Source organism: Allofournierella massiliensis (assembly GCF_964241245.1).
Lineage (GTDB): Bacteria > Bacillota > Clostridia > Oscillospirales > Ruminococcaceae > Allofournierella > Allofournierella massiliensis.
The window spans coordinates 22,029-45,001 of the sequence record NZ_CAXSWZ010000026.1 but is presented as its reverse complement, the minus strand read 5'-3'; the positions used below and the strand labels follow the sequence as shown (position 1 = coordinate 45,001).

General features: G+C 55.8%; 21 protein-coding genes and 1 pseudogene. 6 read left to right on the top strand and 16 right to left on the bottom strand.

The genetic code is table 11. From position 1 onward, the window contains the following. The coding region (locus ACESYO_RS12810) for a hypothetical protein (RefSeq protein ID WP_373210267.1) at positions 1-257 on the top strand (257 nt) is incomplete at its 5' end. A 229-nt stretch (positions 258-486) separates the two neighbouring features. Here ACESYO_RS12810 and ACESYO_RS12805 read toward each other — a convergent pair. Both ACESYO_RS12805 and ACESYO_RS12800 read right to left on the bottom strand, forming a co-directional pair. Continuing rightward, a complete protein-coding gene (locus tag ACESYO_RS12805) occupies positions 487-792 on the bottom strand; it encodes a molecular chaperone (RefSeq protein ID WP_373210269.1) in 306 nt (101 codons plus the stop codon). After that, positions 776-1,069, bottom strand: coding sequence for a hypothetical protein (locus tag ACESYO_RS12800; protein ID WP_373210270.1), 294 nt, complete (start codon positions 1,067-1,069; stop codon positions 776-778). Before ACESYO_RS12800 ends, ACESYO_RS12805 begins: the two co-directional genes overlap by 17 nt. Before the next feature lie 346 nt (positions 1,070-1,415). On the opposite strand from ACESYO_RS12800, the gene ACESYO_RS12795 reads away from it, so the two are divergent. From ACESYO_RS12795 to ACESYO_RS12775, 5 genes are all read left to right on the top strand, one after another. Then, a complete protein-coding gene (locus tag ACESYO_RS12795) occupies positions 1,416-2,264 on the top strand; it encodes a helix-turn-helix domain-containing protein (RefSeq protein ID WP_373210272.1) in 849 nt (282 codons plus the stop codon). Between the two features lie 255 nt (positions 2,265-2,519). Next, positions 2,520-2,729: a helix-turn-helix domain-containing protein gene (locus tag ACESYO_RS12790; protein ID WP_082382894.1), complete on the top strand. Its 210-nt coding sequence runs from the start codon at positions 2,520-2,522 to the stop codon at positions 2,727-2,729. Positions 2,730-2,743: 14 nt separating this feature from the next. Then, entirely contained in the window at positions 2,744-3,940 is a 1,197-nt protein-coding gene (locus tag ACESYO_RS12785; RefSeq protein ID WP_373210273.1) for a DNA cytosine methyltransferase, read from the top strand. Then, positions 3,927-4,661 carry a PmeII family type II restriction endonuclease gene (locus ACESYO_RS12780; protein ID WP_373210275.1) on the top strand — a complete coding sequence of 245 codons (735 nt, stop codon included), beginning with the start codon at positions 3,927-3,929 and terminating at the stop codon, positions 4,659-4,661. Before ACESYO_RS12785 ends, ACESYO_RS12780 begins: the two co-directional genes overlap by 14 nt. Positions 4,662-4,676: 15 nt before the next feature. After that, entirely contained in the window at positions 4,677-7,475 is a 2,799-nt protein-coding gene (locus ACESYO_RS12775; RefSeq protein WP_373210277.1) for a TrlF family AAA-like ATPase, read from the top strand. A gap of 168 nt (positions 7,476-7,643) precedes the next feature. Here ACESYO_RS12775 and ACESYO_RS12770 read toward each other — a convergent pair whose 3' ends face one another. The 14 genes and pseudogenes from ACESYO_RS12770 to ACESYO_RS12705 all read right to left on the bottom strand — a co-directional run bounded on the left by ACESYO_RS12770 (position 7,644) and on the right by ACESYO_RS12705 (position 22,777). Beyond that, entirely contained in the window at positions 7,644-7,928 is a 285-nt protein-coding gene (locus tag ACESYO_RS12770) for a DUF6809 family protein (protein WP_373210279.1), read from the bottom strand. A gap of 1 nt (position 7,929) precedes the next feature. Next, positions 7,930-8,322, bottom strand: a complete 393-nt coding sequence (locus tag ACESYO_RS12765; protein ID WP_373210280.1) for a TnpV protein — start codon at positions 8,320-8,322, stop codon at positions 7,930-7,932. Positions 8,323-8,420: 98 nt separating this feature from the next. Continuing rightward, positions 8,421-9,950: pseudogene (locus ACESYO_RS12760) on the bottom strand (VirD4-like conjugal transfer protein, CD1115 family); the annotation flags it as partial. Beyond that, complete coding sequence (locus ACESYO_RS12755) at positions 9,947-10,429, bottom strand: PcfB family protein (RefSeq protein ID WP_279201680.1); 483 nt, start codon at positions 10,427-10,429, stop codon at positions 9,947-9,949. The pseudogene ACESYO_RS12760 and the gene ACESYO_RS12755, both read right to left, overlap by 4 nt. Positions 10,430-10,434: 5 nt before the next feature. Beyond that, positions 10,435-11,334 carry a DUF6017 domain-containing protein gene (locus tag ACESYO_RS12750; RefSeq protein WP_201309590.1) on the bottom strand — a complete coding sequence of 300 codons (900 nt, stop codon included), beginning with the start codon at positions 11,332-11,334 and terminating at the stop codon, positions 10,435-10,437. A gap of 407 nt (positions 11,335-11,741) precedes the next feature. Next, a complete protein-coding gene (locus ACESYO_RS12745; protein WP_373210282.1) occupies positions 11,742-14,972 on the bottom strand; it encodes a M56 family metallopeptidase in 3,231 nt (1,076 codons plus the stop codon). 17 nt (positions 14,973-14,989) lie between these two features. Then, positions 14,990-17,146: a M56 family metallopeptidase gene (locus ACESYO_RS12740; protein WP_132587403.1), complete on the bottom strand. Its 2,157-nt coding sequence runs from the start codon at positions 17,144-17,146 to the stop codon at positions 14,990-14,992. A gap of 4 nt (positions 17,147-17,150) precedes the next feature. Then, positions 17,151-17,531, bottom strand: coding sequence for a BlaI/MecI/CopY family transcriptional regulator (locus ACESYO_RS12735; protein ID WP_373210284.1), 381 nt, complete (start codon positions 17,529-17,531; stop codon positions 17,151-17,153). 195 nt (positions 17,532-17,726) lie between these two features. Further along, a complete protein-coding gene (locus ACESYO_RS12730) occupies positions 17,727-18,611 on the bottom strand; it encodes a TPM domain-containing protein (RefSeq protein WP_132587404.1) in 885 nt (294 codons plus the stop codon). Further along, positions 18,608-19,174 (bottom strand): LemA family protein, encoded by a 567-nt coding sequence (locus ACESYO_RS12725; protein WP_058962700.1) that lies wholly within the window; start codon positions 19,172-19,174, stop codon positions 18,608-18,610. Before ACESYO_RS12725 ends, ACESYO_RS12730 begins: the two co-directional genes overlap by 4 nt. Positions 19,175-19,177: 3 nt before the next feature. Further along, positions 19,178-20,347 (bottom strand): toxic anion resistance protein, encoded by a 1,170-nt coding sequence (locus ACESYO_RS12720; RefSeq protein ID WP_373210285.1) that lies wholly within the window; start codon positions 20,345-20,347, stop codon positions 19,178-19,180. A gap of 197 nt (positions 20,348-20,544) precedes the next feature. Next, positions 20,545-21,174: a 5-bromo-4-chloroindolyl phosphate hydrolysis family protein gene (locus ACESYO_RS12715; RefSeq protein ID WP_058962702.1), complete on the bottom strand. Its 630-nt coding sequence runs from the start codon at positions 21,172-21,174 to the stop codon at positions 20,545-20,547. Positions 21,175-21,487: 313 nt separating this feature from the next. After that, positions 21,488-21,967 carry a DNA-deoxyinosine glycosylase gene (locus ACESYO_RS12710; protein WP_058962703.1) on the bottom strand — a complete coding sequence of 160 codons (480 nt, stop codon included), beginning with the start codon at positions 21,965-21,967 and terminating at the stop codon, positions 21,488-21,490. A gap of 12 nt (positions 21,968-21,979) precedes the next feature. Further along, on the bottom strand, positions 21,980-22,777 hold the full coding sequence (locus tag ACESYO_RS12705) for an HAD family hydrolase (RefSeq protein WP_346671924.1): 798 nt from the start codon (positions 22,775-22,777) through the stop codon (positions 21,980-21,982). Between the last annotated feature and the right edge of the window lie 196 nt (positions 22,778-22,973).

The following is a 22,973-nucleotide window of genomic DNA, read 5'->3' as shown; positions in this document are numbered from 1 at the left end:
TTTTGTGCTGCTGTTTTTCTCCCTCCCTACATCTACAAATTTCGCTCAATTTTTGCTTGACTTTTTGTTTGCAGGCATTCTCCGTTGATTTTTCCAGAAGGGGAGTAGCGGCGAAGCCGCCAAACCTGCGGATTTCTGCGTCAGGTAATACCCAGTACGAATTGACGCAAGGCATCAACTCTCCCTGGGCAAGGCGTTTCACCCTTGACCCGATGGGGCTGGCTGCCCTCAACCCGCCAATGGGCCTTGCCCCTTGACCCCAACAGGGCGCTGCGCCCCTGTACCCAGCACAAAGGGCTTGCCGCCCTCTGTACTCCTGCCCGGAGAAGCTGACTTCCAACACTTGTGCGGTTTCTGTCAGCTCCTCCGGCTCTGAATGCTCCTTTTGTCGCATTTCCCGGCAGGGGGATGCAGGGGTATCCCATTACCAATTCACCGCAAAATACCGGGTGCAGACCCGCCATTTTCCTGTGAATTGACCCGGTTTCAGGCGCTCTTCTTGTCCGTTTGCAAGACCTGAAATCCGTGCTGTTTGGCGTATTCTCTGGCAGCCGCCAACCGCTCCTCACTGTACGGCGGCACCAGACGGATGGACAGTCGGGACTTGTCCATCACATAGGTCACGCTGCCCTCAGTGGTGCTATGCTCCAACCGGCACAGCTGGGGATACTTGCGGCTGAACTCGGCCAGCCTGCGCTTCAAATCGGCGTTGAAGGTATAGATGCTGGCGGTGTCCTCCGCTTCGTTCCAGTTGATGATGGTTTCTTTCTCATACTTAGACAGCTTCGTCATACAGATCCTCCTCATACTCGGTGTTTTCCTTTACCAAACGCAGGCGGCGCTTGGCACAGTAATACTCGTCCATCTCAGCACGGAGCTGATGATAAAAGCCGGTGTACCAGCTTTCTGCCATCTCCGTTTCCATCTTCCGGGCCAACTCCAGCATCCGGTGCTTGGCCTGCGGGTCAACAGTCAGGGCGGTCAGCCATTTCAGCCGTGTCACCGTGTTGTGGTGATTGGGACAGGCAAAGTCGTACAGCACTTTCTTTTCTCGGATACTCAATTTCATAAAATCAACCTCCTAAAATTCATTTGTGTTAGTTGCCGGGCTATTCTGGTGTCGTTCCTCTGCTGAATCTCACAGCAGCGTATTGTTCCCGTTGGTACGCTCGTTCCGGCCAGATGCCGGAAGTCTTGGCGCTACATCCCCAGGGAGCATATCCCACGCAGACCGGTCATTCAATTTTCAAGGTTCTGTGTCTCCTGACAAAACTCATTTTACCGAAAAAACAGACCCCCTCCCGTATGTCCAAAACGATGGAAAACGGCTTGAAACCGGCATATTTCCACGCTTATGGAATCATGGTATAATGGTCATAAACGGAAGGATTTTCCTGATGAGAGGGGGACTTTGGATGCACACAAAGCTGTCTATCCCGGAACGATTAAAAGACTTGCGGGTGGTGGATAAGCACCTAACCCTGGAGCAGCTGGCCGAGCAGACAGGGCTTTCCAAATCTGCTCTCAGCAAATATGAGAGCGACGATTATAAGGACATCAGCCCCTTTGCCATCGCTACGCTGGCGGAATTTTATGGGGTATCTACCGATTACCTGATGGGGTTGTCGGAAAATAAAAATCACCCAAACACAGAGCTTCAGGCCCTGCATTTGAGTGATGATATGGTTACATTATTGAGCAGTGGAAAAATCAACAACCGGCTGCTGTGTGAGATTGCCACACATGAGAATTTCCAGCGGCTGATGACGGATATTGAGATTTTCGTTGACCGGATTGCCGATATGCGGATTGCCCAGATGAATCTGGTGCTGGAGGCCACCCGGCAGGAAGTGATCCGCAGCCATGCGCCGGGGGAGAACGACCTTTATGTCCGCACGCTGGAGCTGGGCCAGGTGCAGGAGAGCGATTTTTTCAGCCACACAATTCATGATGATCTGGACAGCATCGTTCAGGATATTCGTCAGGCCCATGTTACCGACCGCACTACCGCCGATCCACAGCCGACTTTCACGGAGGTCAAAGAAAAATTTGACCATGCCATGCAGCTTGGCAGCAATGAGGAACGGGTAATTCATGAGTTCTGCGACCAGATGCAGATTCCCTTTGACAAGATTGCGTCCGAGGATTTCTCGGCGTTTATGCGGATACTGAGTCTATCTAAGCTGCTGAAGAATCCCAACAACATGAGGGGGAAAGCCCGGCCACAGACACGCCGTGGGACGAAAAAGAAAAAGCGTAAATAGAAAGGGGTAATACGAGAAAGTTTTAATGAGCGATGTAATGACTCCTAAACAATGCATCCAAATAGACACCTTATTTGGGGGAATAGATACAAAAGCACACAAATGAATGTGTAGAAGCTGTCGAAAATTTGATTTTCGAGTTGCAGATGATGCAGTTTGATGGTATGATAGAGGATGCGAGGGACCGTGTTGAATATATAAAATAATATTTTTATATCTTCAATTTATAAGTTTATAATCACAAGGAGTACCCTTATGACGATATCAGAACAGATTAAAGTGCTATGTGTGCGCTCCAATATCAGCGTTGCGGAACTTGCAAGGCGAATGGGGACTACACCACAAAATTTCAATTCAAAAATGAAACGGGAAAGTTTCACAGTCTCTGACTTAGAATATCTGGCGGAAACGGTGGGGTGTTCTTTTGAGCGCCATTTTGTCCTTCCAGATGGCGAAAAGATTTAATTAGGAGGACATACATGGATTTTCTGCATTACAAAAATAACGCCTCAAACCGGGATGTGATTTCCCTTTTTTCCGGAGCGATGGGATTGGATATCGGCCTTGCAAAGGCGGGGCTGAACATCGTGATTGGACAAGACTTTGACCCTGCCTGCGTAGCTACAATGCGGGCAAATGGCCACAAGGTATTGGGCGGAGATATCAGAGAAATTGATGCCGCAGATTTGCTCGAACAAGTTGGGCTTGCACAAGGAGAACCTTTCCTCATTTGTGGCGGACCACCCTGCCAGCCGTTTTCCACTGCCGGAAAGAGGCTAGGAATCAATGATCCTCGGGGAAGCTTGTTCATGGATTTTATCCGAATGATTGATTATATCCGTCCCCGGTTTTTCATCATGGAAAATGTAAAAGGGATTATATCTGCCCCGTTAAAGCACACTCCTCTTGCAGAGCGTGACAAAAATGATCCTGAACAACACTTGGGCACGGTTCTGGATGTTATCCTCTCTGAATTCAACAAGCTCGGCTATAAAACTGTGTATGGGGTTCTGGATGCTGTAAATTATGGCGTTCCTCAATTCCGTGAACGGCTTGTTTTGATTGGAAGCAGAGATAGCGAAGATATTTTTCTGCCATTCCCCACCCATTTTCAAATGCACCAAGATCCTGCTTATCGCTGGCGTACGCTCCAGGATACCATTAAAGATTTAGAGCATGACTGCGGAGAATGTGCTGCGTTCAGCAAAGACCGTCTTGCATATCTCCGCCTTGTCCCGGAGGGCGGGAATTGGCGTGACCTTCCGGAAGCTGTAAGAATGGAGGCAATGGGCGGTGCTTATGGATCAGGAGGTGGAAAAGTAGGCTTTTATCGGCGGCTGTCCTATAGCCAGCCATCGCCTACATTAGTAACATCTCCTGTTCAGAAGGCAACAATGATGTGCCATCCAACCCAAGATCGCCCTCTTAGCATACAAGAGTATGCCCGTATCCAGCAGTTCCCTGATGATTGGAAATTCATGGGGACAAGTGTTGCGAAATACCGACAAATTGGTAATGCCGTTCCGGTAGGACTGGCAACAGCGTTAGGAAAAGCTGTGCTTTCTGTTGCAGATCAGTCTGCTGAAATCCGGACAAAGCGGTTTAGAGGAACTGACATCCATCAAAAGTTGAAACAAGCTATCGAATTAGGAGGAAGCTGCTATGCCAATAAATAATAGTTACGACGAAGCTGCCATCGTGGAAGCGATTGCTACTGCGTTGGATAACTTCTATACGAACTTGATTAAAAAAGTAGACAGCCTAAATGTAAAAACTGTCATGAAACGTAAAAATCCGTATCTGTTCCGAGCCAAGGCTATGAATGGGGCGGCTCAGATTATTGATGCAATTCTTGCTGCTTTTGTGTCCTCGTCGGAAGAAACGATCTTCGGCAATGTATTCTTTGAGCCGATAGCCACCGCTGCCGCCCAGGGTCAGAAAGCATTGGCCGAAGGCGTGGACATTATGGTGGAACGGGATAACACTATCTATGCTATCGCAGTAAAATCTGGTACAAGCGTTTTCAATGCTGATAGCCGTAAGAAGCAGGAACAGAACTTTATGGCAGCCAGCAAGTTGGCACAGCAGGCGAAGAAACGCTTTGTCCCGATTGTTGGTTATGGTTATGGGAAGAAAAAAGTGTCCAATCGTGGACTGCCAAAATTCTATATGGAACTGGCGGGCAAAGATTTCTGGACAGAACTGACCGGCGATGAAGAGTTCTACATAAAGCTGATCCGCTTCATGGACAAGCTGCCTGAGAAGTATGTGGAAGAATTCGACGCATCTTACCAGAAGGCCGCAAACCGGCTCGTCCGAGAGTTTACCCAGGAGTTCTGCTTCGAGGATGGTAGCATTAACTGGGAGAAACTTGTTGAGTTCAATTCAGGTAATTAACATTCGGAGGGCAACATGAATAGAGGTTCTGAATGGCGAAGATGGGAATTGCATTTACATACCCCATTTACCCAAAAAGAAGATCGGTATTCAGGGAAAACACCTGATGAAAAGTGGGATAATTTCTATTCTTCTATCAGCAATTATATTGGTGATGGTAGTGATCCGCTGCATTCGATCTGTGCCATTGCAGTTACAGACTATCTTTCAATAGATAATTATCTGAAAGTCTGCAAGGATCAAAGACTCCCTGATAGTGTGAAACTTGTTTTTCCTAATGTTGAGTTAAGAATGAAACCTATTGCGGCGGATTCACCTATAAATATCCATTGCCTATTTGATCCAAGTATAGCTGGAGAGTTAGAGAGTCGTTTCTTTTCGAATTTGAGGTTTGAGTATAACCAGAATCAGTACAGCGCAACAAGATCTGAATTAATCCGCTTAGGTCGTGATTTTCAAGGTTCTCCTTCTCTTTCGGAAGAAGAAGCATTTTCTGTAGGGTTATCACAATATGTCATTTCCTTTGAAACATTATCCAATATATTTAAGAATAATCCTCAACTACGAAAGAAAACAATCATTGTTGTCTCAAATAGTAGTAATGATGGTGCGTCTGGCCTTCGCGCACATAGTGATTACTTTTATGGAAAAACTTCTCAATTAGAGGCTACACGTAGAGCAATCTACCAGCTTTCAGATATGATATTTTCGGCTAATCCTAAAGACATTGCGTATTTTCTTGGAGAAGGTCCAGATGCCCCAGACATGGTAAAAGAGAAATGCGGCTCTTTAATGCCGTGTATTCATGGATGCGATGCCCATGGCAATGAGAAAGTTTTTTCTCCTGATGCAGATCGTTTTTGTTGGGTGAAGGCTGATCCGACCTTTGAGGGATTAAAGCAAGTCCTTTATGAGCCGAAAGAACGTGTGCGAATCAGTAGTACAATTCCTGACGAAAAGCCAGATTATTATGTAATCGATCGAGTGGAGATAACTGGAAATGAGAACTTTTCTCCAGAGCCAGTATATTTTAGTGATAAGCTTACCTGTATTATAGGTGGGAAATCTACCGGAAAATCATTGCTTTTGCACAATATAGCAACGGCAATAGATGCAGGGCAAGTGAGAGCAAAAGAGGAAACAGCTGCCACAAATGTTAGGCTCGTTCCGGAGCTAAAAGTCTATTGGCGTGATGGTGTTTGTAGCGATGATAAAGACAAGCAAAGAAAAATTGTTTACATCCCGCAGACATACCTGAATAGGCTTAGTGATGAAGAACAAGAAACAACAGAGATTGATGCTATAATTCAAGAGATTGTCTTGCAAGATGAAAAATGTTCTGAAGCATATAAGCTGATGGCAAGAAAAATTGCTGAAAAGAAACAAGAAGTGGCAAAAACAATCGTAGACTTCTTGAAAATTGTAGCAGACAGAACCGAACTTAATGAACAATGCAAAGCAATCGGTGATAAAGATTCTGTTGATTCGGAGATTCAAAAGCTAAATGTCCAATTGGAGCAGCTAAGCCAAACATACGATGTTACTGAGGAAGAGATTAAACAATATCAAGACTCAGTAGAAAGCATAGAATCCCTAAAGGCAAGACTTGCTGCTATATCTAAAGAAATTACACACATCAAAGAAATATCAACGCTTGTTGAAGTTAAAACTTTTACCAGCCACCAATTTTCAATCTATAGCGAGAGCCTTTTGAAAGTTGCTGACGATGTTAAAAAACTTGCTGATGAAGCATGGCTTTCTAAGAGGGCCGAGATTTTGAAACAAGCTGATGATGATCAAAAGCGAGTCGAAGAAGCTATAAAAGCACATGAGGAAATCGTTGCAAAATTACAACCCAAAATGGAGGGCAATGAGAGAATCGGCAAAATCTCTGCTTCCATTGTAAGTGCGAAAGAAAGATTGGCTAAGATTTCTGCATATACAGCCCAACTCCAGGTTGTACAAGAACAATACATCTCATATTTAAGAGCATTGGGGAAAATATTTTTGGAGTTCAGTCAAATATATCTTGACTATGCTTGCAGCGTTAATGATGGTTTTGTTTCGTCTACAGATGAACTGGAGTTTTCTGTAAGAAAGGTTTTCCGCATAGATCAATTTTCACGAAAAATTACAGAAATAGTAGATAATAGGTCGATAAATAGATTTACCCAATTTAATCTTCGTGCCATAACAGAGGATTTATTATCTCCGGAGCATATTATGGCCTTTGTCGAGGCAATCCTAGAGAATTCCAAAGAATCTCTACAGCTTAAAAGTGGATACACTGCAGAATCAGCTCTCCGGGAAATTTTAACTGATTGGTATAACATAGACTATGTTGTCAGAATGGATAATGACAATATACAAGATATGTCACCAGGTAAAAAGGCGCTAGTTCTGCTCAGACTTCTTATCAGCCTTGCCGAAAGTACGTGTCCTATTCTTATAGACCAACCAGAGGATGATCTAGATAACAGATCGATTTTTGATGAGTTGATACATTTTATCAAAGAGAAAAAAGTGGATCGACAAATAATTACTGTTACACATAATGCCAATATCGTTCTTGGTGGTGATGCCGAGTTAGTCATAGTTGCGAATCAATGTGGAAAAAATGCCCCCAATAAAAAATTTCGCTTTGAATATCGTGGCGGCGCAATCGAAGATAATTCGCCTGTTATGGATGATGGAAAAATTGCAGCTGGAATTCTTAACAGCAAGGGAATACAGGAACATATCTGCGAGATTCTTGAAGGTGGGGAGCAAGCTTTTGCACTAAGACAACATAAATATCATTTCATCAAGCATTAACTACACTGTAGCAAAATCAGTTAATAGAGGGCTATAAATTAGAGACGATAAAGTTCATCTATTTTCCCTACAAAAATAAAAAAGCGGCACAGGTTGCTTTATTCAAAGAGTAAAACTGTGCCGCTTTTAAATTTTAGGTTTACTCTATATGATAAGCAAAGAATAAGCCTAACTGTTCTCTTTGTTATTTTCAAGAAGCTCATAGACCTCTTTCATCAGCATCAATCCCAAAGAAAATCCGTACTGAAAGTGTGCTTCTAACTCCATACAATGAACATCAATCACATGAGTGTGAAACAGGTTGACCAGCTCCATCTGCTCTTTAGAGAGCTTTTCCTCTAACTCGGTAAGCAGCTCTCCAGTGTGCCTATGTAGCTTGCGGTATTCTTTTTCATGAGGAACTACCTGTTCTGCGGGGTAGATATTACCACAATATAAGTCATCTAACACCATCTCACAGCACCTCTTTTGCATCATAGATTAGTTCGTGGCGGACAATTTCCTCCGCTCGGTTGCGGATGCTGTTCATTGCCCTGACCCATGCCATCTGATCTTGAGCTTTCAATTCCTCAGTGATTTTTTCCGTTTCTTTCATCTGGGCAATGATACAATCCAGCCGGTTCTGTGCCTGCTCGTTCAAATCGCTCAGATATGTCCAGAGTTTTCCAGACAAAATCAGATCATTATAGTGGGCTGGATGGTACTGCTCCAAATAGTCTTTGTGCATCCGCCCCCAAATCCCAATGGGGCGGCTTTCCTCCGGCAGCTGTAAGTCTGGGATGTAATAGTCACCGACCAGCGTATAGCTGATGCCGTTTTGACAGGTTTTCTTCGGTAAGTGTTCCATAAGCGACCTCCTGTATTCGATTTTTCTCCGAATCCAGCTGATCGTGTCCCTGTTCATGTCAAATTCAAGGCAGCTGAACTCTTCATCAACAAGTATGGCATATCCTTTCCCAATTTCTGATAAGTGAGGCCGTGAGAAACCTGGCTGCCCCGGTTCTCGGATTGATTGAAGCTGTCGATGGTCTCCTTGCCCAGCAGCTCCGAAATTTCTTTCAGGGTCGATTTCTCCTTGCCTCCCAAAAACAAGGTGCTGTCGCAGTTACCCACGATGGTATCCGCCGCGTCCTTGTAGATGGTCTTTAACTGGCTTTGGCTCTGCAAAATAATAGAAGCCGATATTTCACGGCTTCGGATGGTAGCAATCAATTTCTCGAAGTTTGGAATTTGCCCAATATTCGCAAACTCGTCCAGCAGGCACCGCACATGGACCGGCAGGCGGCCGCCGTAGAAGTCGTCCGCCTTGTCGCACAGGAGGTTGAAAAGCTGGGAGTACATGAGCGCCGCCACGAAATTAAAAGTGCTGTCCGTATCCGAGAGGATGACAAACAGCGCCGATTTCCGGTCGCCCAGGGTATCCAGCTCCAGCTCGTCCTCCGCCATGAGGTCCCGCAGCTCCGCGATGTCAAAGGGCGCCAAGCGGGCGCCGCAGGAAATCAGGATTGACTTCAAAGTTTTGCCCGCCGCCATTTTGAATTTGCGGTATTGCTTCACGGCGAAGTGGTCCGGGTGCTCCTTCTCCAGCTTAGCGAACAGCAGATCCACGGGGGACTGAAACTCCTCGTCATCCTCCCGCGCCTCGCTGGCGTTGATGAGGTCCAGCAGGGTGATGAAGTTGCGCTCCTCCGGCTCCGCCTCGTACCAGATGTACCCGATGAGGGCGGAGTAGTACAGGCGCTCGGCCTTCACCCAAAAATCCTCGGAACTCTTTTCACCCTCGCCCTTGGTATTGAGGATCAGGGCATTCACCAGCTTCAAAATATCCTTCTCGCTGCGGATGTACGCCAGAGGGTTGTACCGCATGGACTTTTTGAAGTTGATGAGGTTCAGGCTTTTAATGCGGTATCCCTTGCGGTCCAGCAGGGCGCCCACCTCGTTCAGGATGGTGCCCTTGGGGTCCGTAACCACATAGGAGGAATGGCACTGGAGCAGGTTGGGCTTGACAAAGAACCTTGTTTTGCCTGAGCCGGAACCGCCGCAGACCAGGATATTTTTATTTCTTGCGTACTTGGGCTCCTTGGGGCGGCTCGACATGGTGATCCGCTCCGTCTGGGTGAGCAGGACGTTTTGGGAAAAGTCCTTGTCCATGTAAGGAGCAATGTCGGCCGGGGTGCCCCAGCGGGCGCTCCCGTACTCGATACCCCGGCGATATTTCTTCGCGTTCTTGCCCTTGGAGTAGACCACCAGCCGGATCAGCACCGCGCCGGCGGCGCCCACACACAGGTCTACCAGATGGAAGCTGGGCGCCAGACTGTCAAAGGCCGCCGAAAAGCCCTGCCCGATGTGGAGCAGCTTCTCCGAGGCGTCCGCCCCAGGCGCCAGCCGCACCCCCTGACAGAGCTTGTCAAAGAGATACACGAAGATAAGATACGGGAGGTTGAGCAGCACCAGCTTTTTCACCTTGTCGGTCATCGCGCCACCTCCCGGTCCTTGGCCTTGACCTTCTCCCGTTCCCGGTGCTTGGTCTTGGTCTGTTCCTGGGCCTGGGCCAGCCGCTCCCGGATGGTGGGGCGCTTCTCCCGGTCCAGGGTCATGGCGGTGAACTCCTTGAAAGCCGGTTGGAGCTGGTCCTTGTCCTTCGCCTTGAAAAACACATAGTAGTGCGGGGGCTCGGTGTGGGGGTCCTTCTTCAGGGCATAGTCGATGTCGTACTTCTTCGCCACCGCCGAAAACGCCTTGATGTTCTGCTCCGTGATCTCAATGTTGGTCAGGGAAGCCCCATGCTGTTTGAGCTGGTGAAGGGTCTGTTTTCCCTGGCGGAGGGTGCGCTGGGAGGGCTTTTTCTGCATCTCCTCCAGCACCTTCTTCAGGGCCTTTTGGAGCAGGTCCGCCGTCATCTTGCCGGCCTCCACCGAGAGGGATACCGTCCGCTGCGTGATTTCTTCCTGCACTCACATCACCTCCGTTCTCCGCTGCCGTACATATCGTGGCTCACCAGGGAAGTGTAGTAGCTGTCAATAGTGGCCGGAGCGTTATACAGGGCAGCCAGCAGATATTTCTTGATGTTACGGACATAGGTGGTGTTCTCCCGCATACGGTCCAGCACATACTCGATATGGGAACTGTTCAGCTTCAGGAACCGGGATTTGACCACCTCCGCCGGATAGTCGTCTCCGGCAATGCGGATCATCTCTCGGTGGGAGCAGACCGTGTCCACCATGAGCTCCACCAGTTCATCCAGACGGTCACGGTCCAGGCGCTCATTCTGTACGAGGATGTCATACTCGATGTTCTCCAAAATCAATTCCCGATAGCTCTCTCGCTCCCGCATCCAATCCCGTCCGGCCCTATCCGAGCCCCTGGGGGTTTGGGGGCTTGATAGGATAGGATTTGATCCTTCCGTACTTGATAAATCTTTTTTTGATTTATCTTTACTTGATTCTTTAGTATTTAATTGTGCGGGGTTTTCCTGTTCAGGTTCTGCCAAGACAGGTAAAGCCTGTTCAGGATTATCCAAGACTGGATTATCCCGTTCAGGTTTTCCCGGTTTAGGTTCCGGCGGTCTGGGCTGCTCCAGAATCGTGTACTCGATGGCGCCGAGCTGACCGTTTGCGTTGCGGACCCGCTGGCGGATCACATAGCCGTGTTCCTCCAGCTCCCGCACCCCGGCGCAGATGCTGTCAACGCCATCTTTGCAGATCCGAGCCAGCCCCTTGGTGGTATAGTCCCATTCCTCCGGCAAGGAGAGCATGAGGGAGAGAAGGCCCTTCGCTTTCAGCGAGAGCGACTTGTCCCGCAGGTGGTGGTTGGACATCACCGTGTAGTCGCGGGTTTTCTCAATGCGGAATACCGCCATGTTGGATACCTCCTTCCTTCGGTTTTGAAAAGTGTTCGTTTCGGTGGTTTTGCGCCCCTGTATCACCGTCCGGCCTCCCATGAGGGAAAGAATATGGGCGGCTTCGTTTGCGCCGCCCACAGGCGAAAAAACAGGGGATTTCCCACCCGTTTTCATACAGTTTTGGGTGCCCCCAGCAGGGCATAAAAAAACGCCACAGGTTTGTGTTACCTATGGCGTTTGGGACAGGAAAAGGGTGCTGACATTTCATATCAGCACCCTTTGTCCTGCCAGTATTAAATTTTTGACTTCACATCGTGTTCCTTGCCTCTGAAAACATTGATTTTACTGGACTTGCTCATGTTTTCTTATTAGGAGGCGGGGAACACGCTTCGCTTTTGTTTCGCTCAAGGCCGGTGGATTTCCCCTCAGCTGACGGTGATGCCCGCTTCGTCCTCGGCCAGGGTCACGCCCTCGGGGGGCTGAATCTGCAACGCCACCAGCTCCTGGGTGCGGCCGTCCAGCTCCAGCGTGCCCCGGGAGCGCACCCGGCCCTCCGGGTAACCCTCGCCGCCCAGAGAGTCGATCGGCATGGGGGTGGGCGTGGGGCGGTACGTTGACTGACTGGCCACCCAGTCCTCATACTGGCGTTCGGCCGCATCCGCCGCATCGGCCTGTGCGGGCATCGGGGTGGTGGTGGGGGCGGGCTGACCGGTGCTGCCGTTTTGCTGCATGTCGCTCAGCTGCTGGCGCAGCTGCTCCAGCACCTGTTCCCGGTTCTGCCGCTCCTGCTGTATGCTGCTCAGCTGCTGGCGCAGCTGCTCCAGCGCCTGTTCCCGGGCCTGCCGCTCCTGCTCGGTTGCGGCCTGTTCCACCTGGCTGATGCCGGTCTGAATCTCCTGTTCCAGCCGGGTCTCGCTTGCCAGCAGGCTTTCGACCAGTTTTTCCGTCGCGGCCACCAGCGCCTGCTGGTCGGCCTCTGCGTCGGTGGCGGAGGCTGAGGCGGGCGGCAGCAGAATCTGGGCCGAGGCGTTCAGCAGGGTGTTGCGCACCTCCAGCCGGTAGCTGCCCTGCTGGCTCATCACGGTGCGGTCCACCGTCTCCTGCTGGCCGGGCTGCCAGCCCTGACTCACAAAGGCGTCCGGCAAACCGGCGGAAAGGCTGCTCCAGCTGCCCCGGCTCTCGTTGTAGCGCACAAGGCGCAGCTCCCACTCGCCGGGTTCGGCGGTTTCGGGGATGGTCACGGTGAGGGGCGCGTCGCCGCCCTCGTACTGAATGCCATCGGCCAGCTCGTCCAGCCGCTTGGTGAACTCCACAGACGCCTGCGGCTCCACCACCATCTCTTCATAGCTGTATTTTCGGGAATCGACCGGTTCGCCATCGGTTTTGGCGGGCTGCCGGTCGGCGGGCGGGTCCGGCAGGCGAAGATAGCTTTCCTGCCCGGTGGCCTTTTCCCGCACATGCAGCACCAGCCGGGTGTAGGATGCCGTGGCGTTGGCGCTCAGGGTCAGGGTGTCGCCGGGCTGCCAGCTCTGGTTCACCAGCGCGTCGGACACGCCCTCCCCTGTGATGGTGGTTCCGCTGCCATCCAGCAGATACACCCGCGCCCAGGTTCCGGTGGGGTCGGTCACGGTGGATATGGCCGCTGTCGCGCCTGTCTGCTTCTGGCCGTAGACGTGCAGCTCCACCTGTTCGCTGGTCAGGCCCTCGGGAATGGTGAAGGCAAAGCCCTCCTGCTGCCAGCGGCCGCTGCGCCACAGCTGCTCCAGCTGCTGCCAGCGTTCGGTTTCGGTGCGCGTTGCCTCCTGTGTGCCCACCCTGCCGCCCAGCGAAAAGCCGATGCCGCCGCTTTCGTACAGGCCGGTGTACAGCGCAAACAGATCCTGCACCCGGTAGGTAACGCCCTGCGCCGGGTCGGCCCCGGCGGTGGCGGCCAGCTGCACCTCCAGATCCATGGGCGCGCCGGTGAGCAGCTCCAGCGGGATGGTATAGCTTTCCCCCGCCTGCCAGCTCTGGGTGGTGAACACCTCGGGCAGGCCCGTTTCCACCGGGGCGTCGCCGCCGTTTTCCCACAGATAGATGCGCCAGTCCGCGCCGGAAAGCCCCTCTGCCGGGGGCACAAGGAAGGTCAGGCCGTTTTCATCCAGCCGCATGTTGTACACCAGCTGCTCCACGGCCTGCCGCTGAACATCGTATTCCCCGGTCTGGGCGGTGTCCGCATACAGATCCACCAGCTCGCCCGCTTCCAGCCCGGATTCGGTCCAGGTATACCGCTGCATCCGGCCGTCCGGGAACAGCAGGTTCAGCTCCACCTGTCTGGTGGCCTCGTCCAGCACGCCGTTTTCATACCGGCTGCTGCCGGTTTCGGTCACGGCCGTGGCGCTCAGCGGATCCCGCCGCAGCAGCCGCCCCTCGTAATACAGGGTGCTCTCGGCGGTGTTGTCCCGGGTGCTGTCCCAGTAATAGAGCCGGAACCAGCCCTCCGTTTCGGTCAGAACCTGACCGTCGGGGGCGCTGTCCGCCTGGGCGAGAATCAGTTCCCGATTCGCGTCCCCGGTCTGCCAGATCAGGCGCTGGCGCACGGTTTCGCCCTCGCCGATCAGATCATCCGCGCTGGCGATGGTTTTTCCCATGGCCCCGGTGAAGGTGCAGGCGGTGAGCAGCACCGCACCCGCCAGTGTGAGGGCGATGGCGGCCCGGCGGGGCTTTTTGGCGGTGACGATGGCCTTTAACCGCCGCTGCATGGCCCCGGCGCTGCCGCTCATGGAGGTGGCGGCAAGCAGAGCCGTACCCGGCACCCGCCGGGGAATCAGCTCCACAAGGCAGCGGCCATAATCCCGCCGCCGGGCTTCTTCCATGGCGGCGGTGACCGCTTCGTCGCAGGCAAGCTCGCAGTCCCGCCTGGAGGCTGCCGCCGCCCACCAGACCAGTGGGTCGAACCAGTACACCGCCAGAAGCACGCAGCGCAATGCGCCCCAGATGTGGTCCCTGTGGCGGTAATGGGTTTTCTCGTGGGCCAGCACAAAGTCCAGCCGCTCACGGTTTTCCAGCGCCGCCGGGTTCAGATAGATGGCGGGATGAATCAGCCCGTGCAGGCAGGGGCTGGCCAGCTCGTGGCAGAGGTACACCGGCAGACCGCCGGTTTGTTCCGGGGCAAGATCCAGCTGGCACCGGGATCGAGATTTCCGCAGCCGCAGCGAAAAGCGGAGATTTGCCCACAGCAGGGCCCCGCCGGTGAGCACAGCGCCCGCCGCCCAGATTACGGGCAGCAGCGCCGCCGGGTTCAAAGACCATTCCGGGTGCGGTTCACTGCCGGAAGTATCTGCAATGCCGCCGGAAAGCCCCGCCTGCGTGCCGCCGGTGGCGGTCTGGGCAAGGTCGGTTTCCGGGGCGGTGCCCGTTTGAGCCTCGGTATCCACCGGGACGGGCAGCGTTTCGCCGGAAAATTCTTCCGGTCGGGCAAGGCTGACCTGCACGGTGTCCGGCAGGGCGTTCAGCACGCTGGCCCGGCTCTGGGGCAGGCTGACCGGCAGCAGCAGCCGCAGCAGCACAAGGCCCCACAGGGCGTACTGCATCCGGCGGCTGATCCGCCCGGCCAGCAGCGCCCGCGCCGCCAGCACGGCCAGAATCAGCAGACTGGAGGTGATGAGAAGTTCCATCCTGTTCCCCTCTTTCTTTACTCAAATTCCACCGACAGGGTGGTGTTCCACAGGGTATTGGTTGCGTTCAGCCGGTAGTGACCGCCCTCCGGCAGGTTCTCGCCCTTCAGGGTGACCGTCTCGCCCGGCTGGGGTTCAGCGTCCGGCAGCAGGGCGGAACAGGTGACCCAGCTGCCCCGCTCCGGATTCCGCTGGCTCAGCTCCAGCTTCCATTCGCCGGGGGCGGCGGTTTCGGGTATGGTGAAGGTGAAGTCCCGGGTATCCGGGTTCCACTGAACGGTCTCGGAAAAGGCGGTCATCGCCGCCTGATACTCCACCAGCGCGTCGCCGGTGGGGTTTTCCTCCTCACTCTGGGCGGAGAAAAGCGGCGCGGTCAGGCGCTGGTAATCGTTCAGGAGGATGATTGGCAGCGGCGCCACATCCTTCTCCTCGATCAGCAGCTGCAGCATGGCGGTTCCCTCGTTGCCGGTGGGCAGGGCGTCCAGCGGGATGGCGTATTCCTGCCCCGGCTCCCATTCGCCGCTGGCAAACGGTTCCGGTACGCCCTCGGTGATCTCGGTTCTTTCGATTTCGCCGGTGGGCGTCCAGACCAGAGCCAGCCGCCAGTGCTCCGGCCGATCCTTCAGCCCTGCCGGAATCGTAAAGCGGATGGCGTCGCCCTCCGGATGGATGCTGTTCGCCAGCTCGGTGTTCAGGTCCATCAGCTCCCACACCAGTTCCGGCCACTCGGACAGGGGCGGATAATCCATCTGAAGCATCGCCCACTGCTGAAACAGAGTGAACTCCAGCTGGGTGCCATCCGGCTGCAGCAGCGTAACAATGAGCTCCTGCACCTGGGCCGGATCCTCGTTGCCCCGGTACTCCTCCAGCGGCACAACATCGTCCGAACCGGGCTCCTCCGCCGACCACTTCACCTCCAGCGAGCCGTTTTGCACCTTACCGGCAAATCGCAGGGCATCCGCTTCGGGTTCGGCGGCGCTGTCCCAGTAATAAACCTTCACATACTCCTCGCCCTCGGCAAGGGGTTCGCCCTCCGGGGCGGGGGCCCGCGCCACCAGAAGCTCCTGCATCCGGCTCTCGTCGCCCAGGGCGCAGAGCTTCCACTCGGTTTCGCCCTCGGCCAGATAGTCCCGGGCGCTGGTAATGCCCTTCGCTCCGGTGAAGGTGCAGGCGGTGAGCAGCACCGCCCCCGCCAGCGTGAGGGCGATGGCGGCCCGGCGGGGCTTTTTGGCGGTGACAATGGCCTTTAACCGCCGCTGCATGGCCCCGGCGCTGCCGCTCATGGAGGTGGCGGCAAGCAGGGCCGTACCCCGCGCCCGGTTCGGGATCAGCTCCACAAGGCAGCGGCCGTAATCCCGCCCCCGGGCTTCTTCCATGGCGGCGGTGACCGCCTCGTCACAGGCAAGCTCGCAGTCCCGCCTGGAGGCTGCCGCCGCCCACCAGACCAGCGGGTCGAACCAGTACACCGCCAGCAGCACGCAGCGCAAAGCGCCCCAGATGTGGTCCCTGTGGCGGTAATGGGTTTTCTCGTGGGCCAGCACGAACTCCAGCCGCTCGGGGCTTTCCAGCGCCGCCGGGTTCAGATAGATGGCGGGATGAAGCAGCCCGTGCAGGCAGGGGCTGGCCAGCTCGTGGCAGAGGTACACCGGCAGACCGCCGGTGATTTCGGGTTCCAGATCCAGCTGGCATCTCTCCCGCCGCAGCCGCAGCGAAAAGCGAAGATTCGCCCACAGCAGCGCCCCGCCGGTGAGCACAGCGCCCGCCGCCCAGACGAGCGGCAGCAGCGCCGCCGGATTCAAAGACCATTCCGGGTGCGGTTCGCTGCCGGAAATATCTGCAACGCCGCCGGAAATTCCCGCCTGCATCCCGCCGGTTGCGGTCTGGGCAAGGTCGGTTTCCGGGGCGGTGCCGGTTTGAACTTCGGTATCCGCCGGGGCGGGCAGGGTTTCGCCGGAAAATTCTCCCGGGCGGGCAAGGCTGACCTGCGCCGTGTCCGGCAGGGCGTTCATCACGCTGGCCCGGCTCTGGGGCAGGCTGACCGGCAGCAGCAGCCGCAGCAGCACAAGGCCCCACAGGGCGTACTGCATCCGGCGGCTGATCCGCCCCGCCAGCAGCGCCCGCGCCGCCAGCACCGCCAGAATCAGCAGACTGGATGTGATGAGCAGTTCGATCATGCGATCACTCTCCTTTTTCGCCGGGGGCCTTTTCCAGAATCTTCAGCAGCTGGGCGCGCTCGGTTTCGCTGATGCCCTTCTGCTCCACAAAGGCGTTGACCAGCAGGCCCAGGCTGCCGCCGTAGATGCGATCCAGCAGGCTCTCGGTCTCCCGCAGGGCAACCCCGGCCTTTTCCACCGCCGGATAGTACTCCTTGGCCCGGCCGCCCTCCTCGTGGCGTACCGCGCCCTTGGCCTCCAGCCGGTTGAGCATGGTGATCACGGTGTGCTTGGACCAGCCGGTCTCGTCGGCCAGATCGGCCACCAGCTGGGTGATGGTGCGGGGGGCGTTTTGCCACAGCTGATTCATCAGCTTCCACTCCCCGGCAGACAGTTCCACGTTCATGTTTCTTCCTCCCCTCAAAAAGGTAGTCTCTTGTCTACCTTTAGCATAGCAGACAGGTAGACAGCTGTCAACCAGAAATCCAAAACTTCCCTTTCCCCTGCCCGCCGGGCGCAAAAAAAGCGCCCGTGCCCCGGCGTTTTCGCCAAAGCACGAGCGTTTTTTCTGTTGATTTGTTTTAGGGAATGGCTCCGGCCATCAGCCGCGGCCCGCGCCGCCGCCGCGGGAGCCGCCGCCATCGAAGCCGCCAAAGCCGCCGCCACCGAAGCCGCCGAAACCACCGCCGCCAAAACCTCCGCCAAACCCGCCGGGGCCGAACCCACCGGGCCCAAAGCCGCCCGGCGGGGGCCGGTGATAATGCCGTGGCCTGCCCCAGCCGCCCAAAAACAGGGGCCAGAACACCACGTCACGGCCGCGGCCTCCACCGCCGCCCGGGCCTCCACCGCCGCCGCGGCTGCCCATGCTGATCACCACAATGATCAGCACCGCCGCCGCCAGCAGGATCAGCAGCGTTCCATCCGAGCTGCTGCTCTGCTCCACCGGCCTTGGCTGGGGCTGGCCCTCGCCCGGGGTGATGCCGTACAGGCTGCACAGCTCGCTGTAAACAGCGCCGGTGAACTCGGTCACGCAGGCGTCGTAATCGCCCTTTGCAAAGGCGGGCTCGGCGTAGTCGTTCAAAAGGCTTTTCAGCCGGCTGTAGGTGATCTCGCCTTCAAGACCGGTGCCCAGCGTGCAGTAATAGTTCTGATCGCCGGTCACCAGCAGAAACAGCACGCCGTTTTCCTTTTTTTTATCGCCGATGCCCCATTCGTTGAACACCTGCAGGGCGTAATCGTCGATGCTCAAATTTCCGGTGAAATCCACCGTGAGCACGCCGATCTGGGCTCCGGTGGAGGAAAGGGCGTTGTTGTAGCCGTCCACCGTGTTGATGGTCTCCTCGCTGAGCACCCCCGCCTGATCCAGCACCGCGTGGCCGCTGGGTGCGGCGGGAATGTCGGCTGCGAAGGCCGGAAGGGCCAGCGCAGCCAGCACAATGGCCGACAGCACAAGGCCGGTCAGCCGCCGTTTGATTGCCTGTTTCATGCAAAATACTCCGCTTCGTCTACCCCCCACAGCGCGCCGATCAGGCTGGCGGGGAATGCGTTTCGATCTTTGTTGAACTGCTCGGCCTGCTCGTTATAAGAGCTGTTGCGAAGAATGGTGCCCCGGCTCATGAACTCGGAATGCTGCTCGCTGAGCAGATCCTTCTGGGTGTCGTCCGCCAGCGGCAGGGCCGCGTCGTACAGCGCCTCCACCGCCGCGTCCAGCGTTTCGTTGGCCGCGCAGGTATCCGCCGGGCCAAGGGGCTCGCCCAGCGCGTTCACCGCATCCTCGGCGGCGGTGAGCAGGGCCTGGTCCACCCCGGCGATCTTCTTCGCCACCGTCACCACGTTGGCGGCGGCGCTCACCCGCTGATCCAGATCGGCGGTGATGCTGTATTTGCCGCTGTTAAAGCCCGCCATGGTGCTCGAATAGTACCCGGCCAGCTTCGCCCCGCCGATGCCAAACACGCTCACCGCCAGCAGCACCAGCGCGGCGATCTGCGGCACGCCGGCCTTTTTCAGGGCGGCGGGCAGCTTTTGTTCCAGCTTTGCCAATTGTTTCATCGGTTAATGCAACTCCATCAGCTTTTGTTTCAGCTCGCCCTCAATGCGGCCCAGCTCCTGCTCGGCGGCGGCGCGCTTCTGTTTGCCTTCGGTCTGGATCTTGGCCAGCTCGTCCAGCGTTTCGATCAGGCTCTTGTTGGTCTGCTGCAGGGTCTCGATGTCCACAATGCCCCGCTCGGACTCCTTGGCCGTGTCGATGGTGCCCTGCTTCAGGGCGGCGGCGTTCTTTTTCAGCAGCTCGTTGGTCATGTCGCTCACGGCGCGCTGGGCGTCGATGGCCTGCCGGGAATGGGCAAGGCCCAGCGCCAGCACCATCTGGCTCTTCCACAGGGGGATGGTGTTCACGATGCTGGTCTGGATCTTCTCCGCCATCATGGTGTCGTTGTTCTGGAGCAGACGGATCTGGGGGCCCATCTGGATGGAGATGGTGCGGGTGAGCTGCAGGTCATACAGCTTTTTTTCGAACCGGTCGCACATGTCGGCCAGATCCCGGGCGGCCTGTGCGTCCTCGGGCAGGCCGCTGGCCTTTGCCTTGTCCATGGCCTGTTTCAGGTCGGTCTCGCGCACCTGGGCCAGCTTTTTCTTGCCGGCCAGAATGTACATGGTCAGCTCCTTGAAATAGAGCATGTTCATCTGGTACATCTTGTCCATCAGGGCGATGTCCTTGAGCAGCTGCACCTGATGGGCCTCCAGCATGGCTTCGATGCGCTCCACGTTGGTTTCGGCCCTGGCGTACCTGGTTTTCATCTGGTCGATGTTGTTGCCCGCCTTCTTGAAGAAACCGAAGATGCCCTTGGACTCCTCTTCCTCGGCGTCGAAGTTTTTCAGCTCACCCACAAGGCTGGCCAGGGCTTCGCCCACCTCGCCCAGATCCTTGGTGCGCACCTTATCCAGCGCGGCTTCGCTGAAATCGCCCACCTTTTTCTGGGTGGCCGCGCCGTACTGCAGCACCATCTGGCTGTTGGTCACGTCGATCCTGGCGGCGAAGTCCTCCACCATCTTCTGCTCCTCGGGGCTGAGCTTTGCAGCTTCCTCGGCCAGCGGATCCAGCGCGGGGGCCGGTTCGGGCCTCGCTTCCTCCTTGGGCTGCTCCACCTCCAGCGTGAGGCTGGGCATGGCAGTGGCGTCGAAGCTGTCGAAATTCAGTTCGGGGGTCATTTTGTTGTCGTCCATCTCTATGCTTCCTTTCTTTTATGGCAATGCCGCACCATTCCAGGTGGTGGAGCGCACCAGAAAATTTTTTGCGGGATGAACCAAAAAGCGCAAGCAAGCCTTGGTGGCTTGACGAGCATTTTTGGAAAATCCCACGGAAAATTTTGGGGCGATACGCCGCCTGAGCCCTCTGGGCGTGAATGGTGTGGAATTGCCGTTCAGTCCACAAGGCCCTGGCCCTTCAGCATGCCGTTCAGCACTTCCAGATCGGTGCTGATGTCCAGCGCATCCCTTGCGAACAGGCTGTCCAGCTGATTTTCAAAGGCGGTGGCGATGGTCTGGGCGTTCTGGGCAACCTCTGCCCGCACCCCGGCCGCGTTCTCGCCCTGCACGCCCTTTTCTTCCAGCTCGGCGTAAAGGGTGAGGATCTTCACCGCGTCCTGCAGATAGTAATTGGCAAAGCGCCGCACCTGCGCGGCCTTTTCCGGGTGCTGCTCCACCTCGTTCAGAATGCCGAGGCAGGCTTTTTCCATCCGGTCCATGGCGGCGCTCAAGGGCGCATCCTCGATGCGCACGTTCAGTTCGTGCAGCTCCCGGCGCTTCTGGTCAATGAGGGCCAGCATCTGGTCGGCGTCCTCCTTGCCGGTCATGAAGGGAACCTCCTTGCGGGTGACCACATCCGGGCAAACCCGCCGGGCGGCGACAAAGCCCACCACGGACAGCACCGCGACCACCACCAGCGCCCACAGCTGATAGATGGGCAGCGCCAGCGCACCCACCAGCCAGACAAGCCCGGCGAAATACCAGGGCAGCACCGACTTGCGGCGCACCTCGATCCATTTGCTCATACTATTTACCTCCACCTTTTAGCGGACTCGGCCGTCGGCTCAGTCCAATCGGCATCCCCCGCGCACCGGGTTTTCCTCAGCAAACACCGCCAGCTGCCTTTTGGGCGGACTCGACCGTCGGCTCAGTCCAATCGGCATCCCCCGCGCACCGGGGTTTCCTCGGCAAACACCGCTAACTTCCCTGGGGCCGGGCAAATTTCATAAAATTACCCGGTTTACATTATTTCTTTTATCATACCAACCGGCCCCTGAAAAATCAATGAACAGGGTGTTAAACCTCTTTAGTAAAAGAAAGTATTTTTCGCCGGAATCTTCACCCCAGAAACGGCCCCAGCGCCTTTCCCCAGGCTTCGGCCAGCTTATCCGGGTTCCAGGCCGCGTTGGCCGGGCTGGTGCTGGGCAGCTTCACCGCCTCAATGCCGCTCACCGGCTGCAAAAACCGGCCGTACAGCTCATACGCCGCCGCCCCGTTGCAGAACACCGCCTCGATGGGCGAAGCATTTAGTACCCGTTTCAGATCCACCGGCACCGGATCCCGGATGGTGGCGTCCTGCGCGCCCTCGATGGTGCAGCTTTCCAGCACGTCCCAGAGGGCGAGGCCGTGGGTTAAAATCAGCGCGGATTTTTCCTCCACCGTGCCGGGCGTTTCGCAGCCGCACAGCCTTGCCAGCAGCGGCCAGAACCGGTTGCGGGGATGGCCGTAGTAAAAGCCCTGCTCCCAGCTTTTGGGGCTGGGCCAGCTGCCCAGAATCAGCGCCCGGCTGCCGGGGCCATACACCGGTTCAAAGCTCATGAAAGTTCCCCCTTACTGCAAAAACAGCTGCTCCACCACCTGCCGCACGCCCTCTTCCTGCACGCTGGGGGCGATGTGCTTCGCGGCGGCCCTGGCCTTTTCCGAGCCGTTCGCCATACAATACGAGCAGCCCGCCAGCTGCATCATGGCAATGTCGTTTTCGTTGTCGCCCATGAACACCAGCTCCTCGGCCGTCCAGCCGGTGAGCTCCATCAGGCGCTCCATGCCCCGGGCCTTGTCCACATCCGCCTGCATCACATCGTAGTAGCCGGGGCGGTAGGGCACGAATTTCAGGCCCAGATAGCCGTATTTCTCCTGGAATTTTTCCACCTGCTCCGGCGGCAGGATGGCGAAGGCACCGAAGGGCATGCTTTCCAGATGCCGATCCTGATCCTCGCCGTCCAGCACATACTCGCCGTGGCCGGTGGCCTTTTTGTAAAACTCCCACATTGCCTTGTATTCCACATAGACGTAGTAGTTATCCGCGAAATTGAAGGCCAGCGGATAGTCGAAATCCTCGAAGAAGTCCACCAGCGCATACATCTCCTCGGCGGTCAGATCCTGACTGTACAGAAGCCTTCCCTGCCCGTCCAGAATCTGGGCGCCGTTGGCGCAGATCATGTAGTCCGGCTTGATGCCGCCCAGAATCTGCGGCTCGATGGCAAAGCTGGTGCGCCCGCTGGCAATGACCACCTTCACGCCCTTTTTCTGGGCCGCCTTCACCGCCGCCGCCACCGCGGGCCGGGCGCTGGGCTCGCCGTGGGCCACCAGAGTGCCGTCCACATCCAGAACGATCGCTTTATACTGCATACTTCAAAATTCCCCTCTTTTTTCTTTTTGGCAACACCGCGCATTTTACGGCAAACACCTCAGGCGGCGTGCCTGCCCCTGAAATGATGCGAGATCGCCCCCATGAACGGGTTCGTCTTTTCTGATTGTATTATAGGGCATTTGCCCGCCGGGGGCAAGGCTGGGGCACCGGTTGGAAAAATCGCTTTACTTCCCT

Bases quoted from the DNA above. Each gene is read 5' to 3' on its own strand.
- ACESYO_RS12795 (WP_373210272.1), top strand. From the start codon at position 1,416: ATGCACACAAAGCTGTCTATCCCGGAACGATTAAAAGACTTGCGGGTG.
- ACESYO_RS12785 (WP_373210273.1), top strand. From the start codon at position 2,744: ATGGATTTTCTGCATTACAAAAATAACGCCTCAAACCGGGATGTGATT.
- ACESYO_RS12800 (WP_373210270.1), bottom strand. From the start codon at position 1,069: ATGAAATTGAGTATCCGAGAAAAGAAAGTGCTGTACGACTTTGCCTGT.
- ACESYO_RS12705 (WP_346671924.1), bottom strand. From the start codon at position 22,777: ATGCAGTATAAAGCGATCGTTCTGGATGTGGACGGCACTCTGGTGGCC.
- ACESYO_RS12740 (WP_132587403.1), bottom strand. From the start codon at position 17,146: ATGATCGAACTGCTCATCACATCCAGTCTGCTGATTCTGGCGGTGCTG.
- ACESYO_RS12715 (WP_058962702.1), bottom strand. From the start codon at position 21,174: ATGAGCAAATGGATCGAGGTGCGCCGCAAGTCGGTGCTGCCCTGGTAT.
- ACESYO_RS12780 (WP_373210275.1), top strand. From the start codon at position 3,927: ATGCCAATAAATAATAGTTACGACGAAGCTGCCATCGTGGAAGCGATT.
- ACESYO_RS12745 (WP_373210282.1), bottom strand. From the start codon at position 14,972: ATGGAACTTCTCATCACCTCCAGTCTGCTGATTCTGGCCGTGCTGGCG.
- ACESYO_RS12790 (WP_082382894.1), top strand. From the start codon at position 2,520: ATGACGATATCAGAACAGATTAAAGTGCTATGTGTGCGCTCCAATATC.
- ACESYO_RS12770 (WP_373210279.1), bottom strand. From the start codon at position 7,928: ATGGTGTTAGATGACTTATATTGTGGTAATATCTACCCCGCAGAACAG.
- ACESYO_RS12775 (WP_373210277.1), top strand. From the start codon at position 4,677: ATGAATAGAGGTTCTGAATGGCGAAGATGGGAATTGCATTTACATACC.
- ACESYO_RS12765 (WP_373210280.1), bottom strand. From the start codon at position 8,322: ATGGAACACTTACCGAAGAAAACCTGTCAAAACGGCATCAGCTATACG.
- ACESYO_RS12720 (WP_373210285.1), bottom strand. From the start codon at position 20,347: ATGGACGACAACAAAATGACCCCCGAACTGAATTTCGACAGCTTCGAC.
- ACESYO_RS12805 (WP_373210269.1), bottom strand. From the start codon at position 792: ATGACGAAGCTGTCTAAGTATGAGAAAGAAACCATCATCAACTGGAAC.
- ACESYO_RS12710 (WP_058962703.1), bottom strand. From the start codon at position 21,967: ATGAGCTTTGAACCGGTGTATGGCCCCGGCAGCCGGGCGCTGATTCTG.
- ACESYO_RS12750 (WP_201309590.1), bottom strand. From the start codon at position 11,334: ATGGCGGTATTCCGCATTGAGAAAACCCGCGACTACACGGTGATGTCC.
- ACESYO_RS12735 (WP_373210284.1), bottom strand. From the start codon at position 17,531: ATGAACGTGGAACTGTCTGCCGGGGAGTGGAAGCTGATGAATCAGCTG.
- ACESYO_RS12725 (WP_058962700.1), bottom strand. From the start codon at position 19,174: ATGAAACAATTGGCAAAGCTGGAACAAAAGCTGCCCGCCGCCCTGAAA.
- ACESYO_RS12730 (WP_132587404.1), bottom strand. From the start codon at position 18,611: ATGAAACAGGCAATCAAACGGCGGCTGACCGGCCTTGTGCTGTCGGCC.